This is a genomic window from Candidatus Angelobacter sp. (genome assembly GCA_035607015.1).
Taxonomy (GTDB): domain Bacteria; phylum Verrucomicrobiota; class Verrucomicrobiia; order Limisphaerales; family AV2; genus AV2.
This window is the reverse complement of sequence record DATNDF010000434.1, coordinates 1-8,516: the sequence shown is the minus strand read 5'-3', so window position 1 is coordinate 8,516 and position 8,516 is coordinate 1. Positions and strand designations below refer to the sequence as shown.

The window sequence follows — 8,516 nt, the reverse complement described above, 5'->3', positions numbered from 1 at the left end:
TCGGAATCCGCGCACAGACGGTAGTGCCTTTGCCCCGCGCGGATGTGACGGCGAAATCGCCCCCGATCATCTCCAATCGTTCCTTCATGCCGAGCAGTCCCAACCGGTTTGCCTCTTTGGCGCGCAACACCCGTCCCTCTTGAAAGCCTCTGCCGTCGTCTATTATTTTCATACAAACGGTGCCATTCAGTTTCTGAATCCTCACTTCGGCGTGGCTGGCTTGCGCATGGCGGGCCACGTTGGTAAGCGCTTCCTGGGCGACGCGATAGAGCACAGTGCGCTTGTCACCGCTCATTTGCTCCAGCTCGGCAAAAGCCGACAGGCTGACACGGATGCCCGTCTCCGCCCTGAAGCTCTTCATATACGTGTGGAGGGCGGGAATCAGTCCCAGGTCGTCCAGCACTGTCGGGCGCAATTCACGGGCAAACCGATGGACGATGTTCACCGAGTGTTCCACCAACTGTTGCGTGCGGGCGATGCTTCGTTCGAGACCCTTCGTGTTGAGCGCGGCCTCCTTTTTCAGGGCCGCCAGCCGAACATTGATGGTCGTCAGGGTCTGGGCGATGACATCATGCAGTTCGCGGCTGATCTTCTTGCGCTCTTCCTCCTGCGCCGACAGAAGCTGGCGGGAAAGAAGCCGCAACTGTTCCTGCATCTGCCGCGACTGCTCCAGTAACCGGCCGTAGTGTTGCTCGCCATTCCTGAGCGCTTCTTCCGCCGATTTGCGCCGGGCGATTTCCAGTTTCAACTGTCCCTTGGAGGCGGCCAGCTCCGCGCTGCGCTGGTGCAGTCGTTGGTTCAGTCGATCCATGCGGACATTGCTTTCCTGTGCGACGCGATGAGTCTTCTCGATCGGGGTAATGGCCTCGGCAAAAAAAGTCCCCGCCCGCCGGACCATCGCACCCCGGACGCCGGGGGAGCAGCCCGGCAGAATCAGTTGAATCAACGCTTGCTGGTGGATCCTGGCCAGATCAAGCGTCTCCAGCCCGGCGCTGATCGCCCGGCGTCCCAGTGCCTTCGCTCGACCCAAACCCGCAGCGCGGGTTCGCTTCAGGTGCTTTCGCAGGGCCGCCTGATACTGGCGGGACAAGCCGTTCAATTCAGCTTTCATGACGTTTTCCAATTTCACGGGCGAATCGCTTGATGCTTCTTTTCGCCTTATCCGCCAGCCGTTGTGTGCTGGCAATATCTTTTTTGAAGCCGTTGGCGTTGACGGCGGCTTCTTTTCTCAAAGCCAGCAGGCGGACATTGATTCCCAACAAGGTCTGGGCGATTTCATCCTGCAGATCGCGGCTGATTTTTTTTCGTTTGTCCTCCTGAGCCGTCAGGATCTGGTGGGTCAGATGTCGCAAATGTTTCTGCAGTCGGTGTGATTCCGCCAACAACCTTTTGGAGTGTTTCTCGCTTTTCTTGAGGGCTTTCTCCACCGTCTTCCGGCGGACCACGCTCTGTTTCAAGGACTGGTTGGAGGCGGCCAGTTCCACCGTGCGCCGATCCAGCGTCTTGTTCACCTGATTCAACCGGGTGTTGGTGTTGAGCGCGGCGCGATGAGTATTCTCAATCGGGGTGATGGTCTCGGTAAAAAAAATCTCCGCGCGCTTGATGATCCCGTCCCGGCTGCTGGACGCTTCCAGTGTGGCCAGCGCTTCCTCGTGAATCCTGGCCACGTCCAACGTCTCCAATCCGAGGCTCACGGCCTGGCGGCCCAATCGACGCGCCAGTTGAAAGCCCGCCCGCGGGCCTTGTTTCAGGTGTTTTTGCAACGCTGAAGTGTAACTTCGCGACAATCTGATCAACTTATGTTTCATGTCGTGCCGGATTCACGCGCCGCCGTCAGGCGCGGCGCCGGTTGTTGTGCACCATCAAGGATGTTTGATGCACCGCCAGCGGTGCCAACAACCCATGCCAGTGTCCGATGGTTTCTGCAATCTGTCGATGGGGGAAGTCCCCGACTCACGCAACCCGCTCACTTTCTGCACGAGAGAATGTCGATGACCGATTGTCGAATTCCTTAAACCTCGTGACGCACTTTCGTACAGGTTTGGTTCCCCGTCTTTAAGGAAGCGTCTCCGCCAGTCACCCTGGGGGATACCCCCGGCTGGCAGGGACCGGCGCATCGCGTAGTGTGGGTCACGATGATAAATGCAGTTACCGGGATTGGAGCACTGGCGAAATTCACACTCGTCCCTGCCGATCCGGAGTCACAGGCCGCTTTGCGGACTTCGGAGATTCGATATCGCCGCCTCTTTGAAGCGGCCCGTGACGGGATACTCATTCTTGATCCCGACACGCGAAAAATCGCGGATGCCAATCCGTTCATGTCAGAATTGTTGGGCTACCCGCGCGAGGAATTGCTGGGCAAGGAGCTTTGGGAGATTGGCCTGCTCAAGGACGAAGAAGCCAGCCGGGAAGCATTCCGGGAGTTGCACGACAAACATTATATTCGCTACGAAGATTTGCCGCTTCAAACCAAGGCGGGCCAGCGCCGCGAAGTGGAATTCGTCAGCAATCTTTACAAGGAAGACGCAAACGACGTCATCCAGTGCAACATCCGCGACATCACCGAGCGCAAACGGACGGAAAACGAATTGCGTCATGCCAAAGACCAGCTGACCGATCAAGCCGCTCAATTGGAAGGATTGGTGGCGGAACGCACGGCCACGCTCCAGGAATCGATCGGCGAATTGCAGGCTTTCTCCTACAGCGTGTCGCACGACATGCGGGCGCCGTTGCGGGCCATGCAGGGATTCGCTCAAATCCTTGTGGATGACTACGGCAGCAAACTGGATGAGTGCGGAGTCAATTATCTTCGGCAGATTGTGCGTTCGGCCCTCCGTCTCGACCACCTGATTCAGGATGTCTTGAGCTACTCCAGAGTCCTCCATGCGCAAGGCCTGATGAAACCGGTGGATCTGGACCCGCTCATGCGCGACCTCATCGCAACCTACCCAAATGGGAAAAAAGCGGAGTTTCACATTCAAGGAACGCTGCCCAGGGTCCTGGGGAACGAGGCCTTCTTGACACAATGTTTTTCGAACTTGCTGGGCAACGCCTCAAAATTTGTCGAACCGGGAACCGTTCCACACATCGAGATCGGGGCCGAGGCCTGTGAAAGCACGAAGAGTGAAGTGCCCGTGGAACCGGCCGGCGCCGCCACACTCCCGCGCTCCGATGCCGCCCTGGTCCGGATTTGGGTGAAAGACAATGGGGTTGGCATCGCCGCCGAAAACCACCAACGCATTTTCCGAATGTTTGAGCGGATCAACCTGGCCACGGAATACGAAGGGACGGGCATTGGCCTGACCATTGTCCGGAAAGCGGTCGAGCGCATGGGCGGGCAAGTCGGATTCGAGTCGGAATTGGGCAAAGGAAGCAGATTTTGGGTCCAGCTACAGAAAGGATAAGATCTCATGATAAGAACAATACTATTGGTGGAAGACGACAAAAATGACGTGTTCTTCCTGCAACAAGCCATGAAGACGGCCGGCGCGCTGAATCCCATTCACGTCGCAAGCGATGGACAGCAGGCGATCGACTATTTGAAGGGCGCCGGCAAGTTCGCGGACCGTGAGAAATTTCCGGTTCCGTGCCTCGTGTTGCTCGATTTGAAATTGCCGTACGTGATGGGGCTGGACGTTCTCAGATGGATCCGCAAACAGCCCGGGACGGCGTTTCCGGTCGTCATGCTGTCCGCGTCCGCAGAAGAATCGGATATCGTGACCGCCTACCGTTTGGGTGCCAATGCGTTTCTGACCAAGCCGTCGGAGGCAAGCAAACTCGTGGAAACGGTCAAAGCCATCAAGGACTTCTGGCTGACGAACAACATTCCCCCGCCGGAATCTCATGAGAAGGAAGTGGCGGCGGGTCCGACGCACGGATCTCCCCGAGAAACGCCTGCCGACGCTCGCCAGACAACTCGCGAAACATTCCTGAACGTTGCTCGGACCGTTCCATGAAAAAAATCACCGTGCTGCACTCGGACGATCCCACCATCGAGCGGACGAATCGCGCCTACCCGGATACCCCCGGCTTCAACCCGACGCTACGCTGCTCAAGCCCTGTATGGTCGATGAGATGTTGAGAGCAGTGAGAAAGGTCCTGCGCGAAGCGCATGGCAGCCGTCAGCCATTGGTTTGTCGCTACAATGATTCCGCTATGTTGTTCCGCGCCACTTGACGTTCCTCCAACCCGGGCGTTTGTGCCGGGGCTGAATCCTCGCAGCGGCGAAGCCGGTTCGACCAAAACCGTTGTATCAACCTTCGAACCGCACGCAAGAATCCACCGGGGGGTTACTCCCCCCGTGGTAAAGACCAACCGATGGCGTAGCATCACTCCAGAAAATGACGACCAACGAAGTGAAAGAACAATTATGCACCTGTTAATCTCGCCGTCACTTGCCAATGTCATCTGGGTTGGTGGAGGTTCGGTCGGCCTCCTTCTCCTCATCGTTGTCATCGTTCTCGTGCTTCGCCGTTGAGCCGTTCCGCCGAGGACTCCACCAGACTGCGCGACCAAGCACTCAATACATTATGAAAACCTTGTTCACAGCGGAAGCGATTTCCAAGGGCGGACGTTCGGGAACCATTCAGACCCCGGACCAGTTGCTGAATGTCACGTTGGGAAATCCGTTGGAGAAAGGCGCTGAGAAACGCGGTCCCAATCCCGAGCTGTTGTTTGCGGGCGCGTATTCCGCCTGTTACCACGGCGCCCTGGGCAACGCCGCCAAAAAACTGGGAACACCGGTGAAAGATTCCACGGTGCGGGCGCTGGTGAGTTTGATCGAGGATGACCAGGGCGGCTACCGCCTCGCGGTGGAGTTGCATGCTCAACTCCCCGGAATTGATCGCACCCAGGCTCAACGCATCATGGACGAAGCGCACAAGACCTGTCCGTATTCCAAAGCCTTGCGCGGCGACACCGCCGTCAAGCTGGTGGTGGACTAACTGGCAAAATCCGTTCCGCCGACCGCGGCAACACTTTTGCCATTTCTGGTGATGACGAATGAAGGTAAACAAAAACAAAAAGACGAACCATCAAGGAGGACTCACCAAAAAAGATTTCTCGCTTGCCCGGCAATGCGATGAGGTGCTCTCGAAGTTTTCTGTGCCGTGATCGGCGCAACTTTGTTCCGAAACCATGAAGTCGTTTTCGATCGTCATCCTGGGCGGGGGCGTGGTTGCTGGGTACGCGGCCAAGGAGTTCGTCGTGCAGAGCGGTAAAAAGGGGGAGCTGGCAATCGTCACGGCTGAAAATGCGCTGCCCTATGAACGCCCACCTTTGTCGAAGGGTTTTCTGGCCGGCCAGGAAAAGGCCAGGGACATTCAGATTTCTGACGCGGCTTTTTATCGCAAACATGACATCGCTGTTTTCCGCAACTTCCGGGTGAGGAAAGTGGACTTCCGCCGCCGCCGTCTCCAGAGCACTTCGGGTCAAGTCATTGGCTTTGATCAATTGCTCGTCGCCACGGGTTCGACAGTTCGACGGTTAAAGGTGCCGGGAGCCAACCGGTCCGGGGTCTTTTATCTGCGGCAGATGACGGATTCGCAGGGCATTCGGGAGCAGATCAAACGAGGGAGGCGGGCCGTGGTGATTGGATCAGGTTTTATTGGAATGGAGGTCGCCTCCGTTCTGGCCAGCCACGGAGTGTGCACAACCATGGTTTTTCCAGACGATCGCGTGTGGAAACGTCTGTTCACACCACCCATTTCAACTTTTTTTGAGCGTCAGTTTGCAGATCGCGGCATTACGTTCATGAAAAGCGAAAAGGTGGTCGCCTTGACGCATAAGAATCACGAGTGCCAGGTCGTATTGGCATCGGGAAATCAAGTCCCCTCAGATTTTGTCGTGGCAGGAATTGGAGTGACCCCATCCATGGAACTGTTTCGCTGGACACCCCTGGACACGGACGACGGCATCAAGGTCAATAAATTCCTTGAGACAAGTGTGCCGGGCGTCTGGGCTGCCGGTGATATAGCCAACTATCCCGATCAAATTTTCCATCGCCGCATGAGGGTGGAGCACTGGGACAACGCCGTGGAGCAAGGGCGGGTGGCAATGCGCAACATGACGGGAAAACTCCAGCCGTTTATCCACGTTCCCTATTTCTTCTCGGATTTTTTTGACCTCACTTATGAATTTTGGGGCGATGCGACCGGCTATGACCAGGTGGTTTATCGGGGCAACATATATGAAAAGCAGTTCAGTGTCTGGTGGCTGAAAAAGCAAACACTCTGCGCCGCTTTGATCATGAACCGTCCGGAGGACGAACGGGCAGTCGCCTCTCGCTGGATTCTGCGACGCCCACGGTTGGATCCCAGGGCGATCCAAAACGCCCGCAACCTGAAGTCGCTGGACACCACCTTCGGACGCCGGGACTAACTCCAGATTTCAATTCATACGAATACCATGCAGATCCTCTCCCCATCGCTCATTGTGATGTTATCGCTCGCTTGCGTTCTGACGGGCTGTCAATCACCGAAGGCCAGGTCTTCAGTCGAAAGTGGCGCTACGCAACCCGGACCGAGACGCTGAGTTATGCCTGACACCTGGCGAAAATTGCCGGCGAAAACGAGTCACAACCCGAACGTACCCGTGCGCGGGCAGCAGTGAGTGAGGATATGGAGAACCTCTACCACGAAGCGTTCTTACTGTTGCTTTCGAAGACAAAATAATTTGCGACGCACCGGATCAGGGAACCCGCTCCAAGTGCGGCTCCCGAGCCGCCGGCTGCGCGGACGGATTGTTGATGAGTCAACCAGAGCCAGCACTCGCACAGCAAACCACGCCCGTGAAATCCAGCCACGCACCAATACGGAGCAGCCGGTGCATTTTCGAGGAAGCTTCATATAATTCACCGTGGGGGATACCCCCCGCTGGCAGGAGGCGGGCCGTCGCGTAGCCTATAACTCACAACGATACACGCAAGAACCAGGACTGAGCGGCGGCGAAATTCGCCCTAGCTCGTGCTCGTCGAATGCGAGTGCCTGACGCTAATAACTCGAAACAACTGCAAACCCGAAACGCAACCGAAGACGCAATTATGAAACGCAATAAACTGATGATCGCACTCCTCGCTGTCGCCGCTGTCGCGGCGGGCTGCGATAAAGAAGGGACCACCTCCCAACAACTCGACAAGGTTCAGGATAAGACCGCTGAAGCCTCACGGGATATGAAGGACTATACCTTCGCGCAGAAAGCTGAGTTCGCCGAAAAAATGCGGGGTCAACTGGCCGAGATCGACCAGAAGTTGGACCAGATCTCTGCCAATGTCGAAAAATCCAGCGACGAGGTCAAAGCCGATGCCAAACCCAAACTTCAGGCAATGCGCGAACAATCGACCCGGTTGAACAAGCAACTCGACGAGGTCAAGAACGCCACCGAATCCACCTGGGATTCTGTCAAGAGGGGCACCAGAAAGGCTTACGATTCATTGAAAGAGGGTTTCCAACAGTCACGCCAGTGGGTGAGTGACAAAATCGCGCCGTGAGGTGGCGTGTCGGCAACCGAACAACCACTAAAACGAAAAAATAATTATGCAAACGAGATTCGCGGACACAGACCCGCCAAAAAAGAACGAGAATTCCATGAATAAAACCAACCGCTCAGTCAATAAAATCAGGTTCGTGTTTGGCGCTGCGCTTTTGGGAGCGCTGACCGGATGCGTCGGTTACGTGGACGGGCCGCGTTCCGAGGGTGTGTATGTGCAGCCCTCGTCAGTCGAGGTCGCGGTGCAGGACGAATACGTGTATTACCCCGGTTACCAGGTCTATTACAGCAGCAGCAGACACCAATATACCTATCGGGACGGCCGCGCATGGGTGTCGCGACCGGCTCCGCCGCGCGTCTCGGCTGACGTGCTGTTTGCCTCGCCGTCAGTGAGGCTCGGTTTCCACGACTCCCCGGCGATTCATCACGCGGCAGTTGTCCGGCAGTACCCGAAACATTGGGCGCCACCGAAATCAAGCCAGGGTCGCAACGAAGGTCACGATGAAGATAACAGGAAGGGCAAAAAAGAACGCGACTAGGCGTGAACAACAAATACTTTCCCGCAAGGGGAAGTGAGTCAGCGCCAGAAACCCAGAAAGAGAATTCCATGAATAAAACCAAACCTTTGATCGGTATGATCGGACTCGTGATGTGCGGTGCAGTTTCAGGATACACAACTTTTGGACAACCGTCGCTATCGGTCGGAGTGAGTGTGCCGCTGCCTGCGGTGGAGATTCGCACTGACAGCGATTTTTATGAGCCACTCACTCCGCTCGGGGAATGGGTCGTTATCGGCTCCTACGGACGCTGCTGGAGACCGGCCCGGGTAGAAGCCGGATGGCGACCCTACTGTAACGGCAAATGGCAGAGAACCGACGCCGGCTGGTACTGGGTCAGCGATGAGCCATGGGCCTGGGCCACGTATCACTACGGTCGCTGGGATTTCACCGACCAATATGGCTGGTATTGGGTGCCACAGACGCAATGGGCGCCGGCCTGGGTCTCCTGGCACAGCGGTGGCGGTTACGTCG

Annotated in this window: 9 protein-coding genes; 7 read left to right on the top strand and 2 right to left on the bottom strand. The window is 56.7% G+C overall.

Annotation, left to right across the window (positions count from 1 at the left end; genetic code table 11):
• Together VN887_17545 and VN887_17540 are read right to left on the bottom strand one after the other, a co-directional pair.
• Positions 1–1,111, bottom strand: a 1,111-nt coding sequence (locus tag VN887_17545) for an ATP-binding protein (GenBank protein ID HXT41816.1), incomplete at its 3' end; no start/stop codon positions are given.
• Positions 1,101–1,808 (bottom strand): histidine kinase, encoded by a 708-nt coding sequence (locus VN887_17540; protein ID HXT41815.1) that lies wholly within the window; start codon positions 1,806–1,808, stop codon positions 1,101–1,103. The genes VN887_17540 and VN887_17545, both read right to left, overlap by 11 nt.
• Before the next feature lie 327 nt (positions 1,809–2,135).
• On the opposite strand from VN887_17540, the gene VN887_17535 reads away from it, so the two are divergent.
• From VN887_17535 to VN887_17505, 7 genes are all read left to right on the top strand, one after another.
• Positions 2,136–3,404: an ATP-binding protein gene (locus VN887_17535; protein ID HXT41814.1), complete on the top strand. Its 1,269-nt coding sequence runs from the start codon at positions 2,136–2,138 to the stop codon at positions 3,402–3,404.
• 6 nt (positions 3,405–3,410) lie between these two features.
• Positions 3,411–3,956 (top strand): response regulator, encoded by a 546-nt coding sequence (locus tag VN887_17530; protein ID HXT41813.1) that lies wholly within the window; start codon positions 3,411–3,413, stop codon positions 3,954–3,956.
• Positions 3,957–4,529: 573 nt separating this feature from the next.
• A complete protein-coding gene (locus VN887_17525) occupies positions 4,530–4,943 on the top strand; it encodes an Ohr family peroxiredoxin (protein ID HXT41812.1) in 414 nt (137 codons plus the stop codon).
• 193 nt (positions 4,944–5,136) lie between these two features.
• Positions 5,137–6,378: an FAD-dependent oxidoreductase gene (locus VN887_17520; protein HXT41811.1), complete on the top strand. Its 1,242-nt coding sequence runs from the start codon at positions 5,137–5,139 to the stop codon at positions 6,376–6,378.
• 661 nt (positions 6,379–7,039) lie between these two features.
• Entirely contained in the window at positions 7,040–7,486 is a 447-nt protein-coding gene (locus VN887_17515) for a hypothetical protein (protein HXT41810.1), read from the top strand.
• Positions 7,487–7,532: 46 nt separating this feature from the next.
• A complete protein-coding gene (locus VN887_17510) occupies positions 7,533–8,024 on the top strand; it encodes a hypothetical protein (GenBank protein ID HXT41809.1) in 492 nt (163 codons plus the stop codon).
• A 68-nt stretch (positions 8,025–8,092) separates the two neighbouring features.
• Positions 8,093–8,516: DUF6600 domain-containing protein (locus VN887_17505; GenBank protein ID HXT41808.1), on the top strand; the 424-nt coding region annotated here is incomplete at its 3' end.

Coding starts and splice junctions, on each gene's coding strand:
- VN887_17540 (HXT41815.1), bottom strand. CDS start 1,808: ATGAAACATAAGTTGATCAGATTGTCGCGAAGTTACACTTCAGCGTTG.
- VN887_17535 (HXT41814.1), top strand. CDS start 2,136: ATGATAAATGCAGTTACCGGGATTGGAGCACTGGCGAAATTCACACTC.
- VN887_17530 (HXT41813.1), top strand. CDS start 3,411: ATGATAAGAACAATACTATTGGTGGAAGACGACAAAAATGACGTGTTC.
- VN887_17525 (HXT41812.1), top strand. CDS start 4,530: ATGAAAACCTTGTTCACAGCGGAAGCGATTTCCAAGGGCGGACGTTCG.
- VN887_17520 (HXT41811.1), top strand. CDS start 5,137: ATGAAGTCGTTTTCGATCGTCATCCTGGGCGGGGGCGTGGTTGCTGGG.
- VN887_17515 (HXT41810.1), top strand. CDS start 7,040: ATGAAACGCAATAAACTGATGATCGCACTCCTCGCTGTCGCCGCTGTC.
- VN887_17510 (HXT41809.1), top strand. CDS start 7,533: ATGCAAACGAGATTCGCGGACACAGACCCGCCAAAAAAGAACGAGAAT.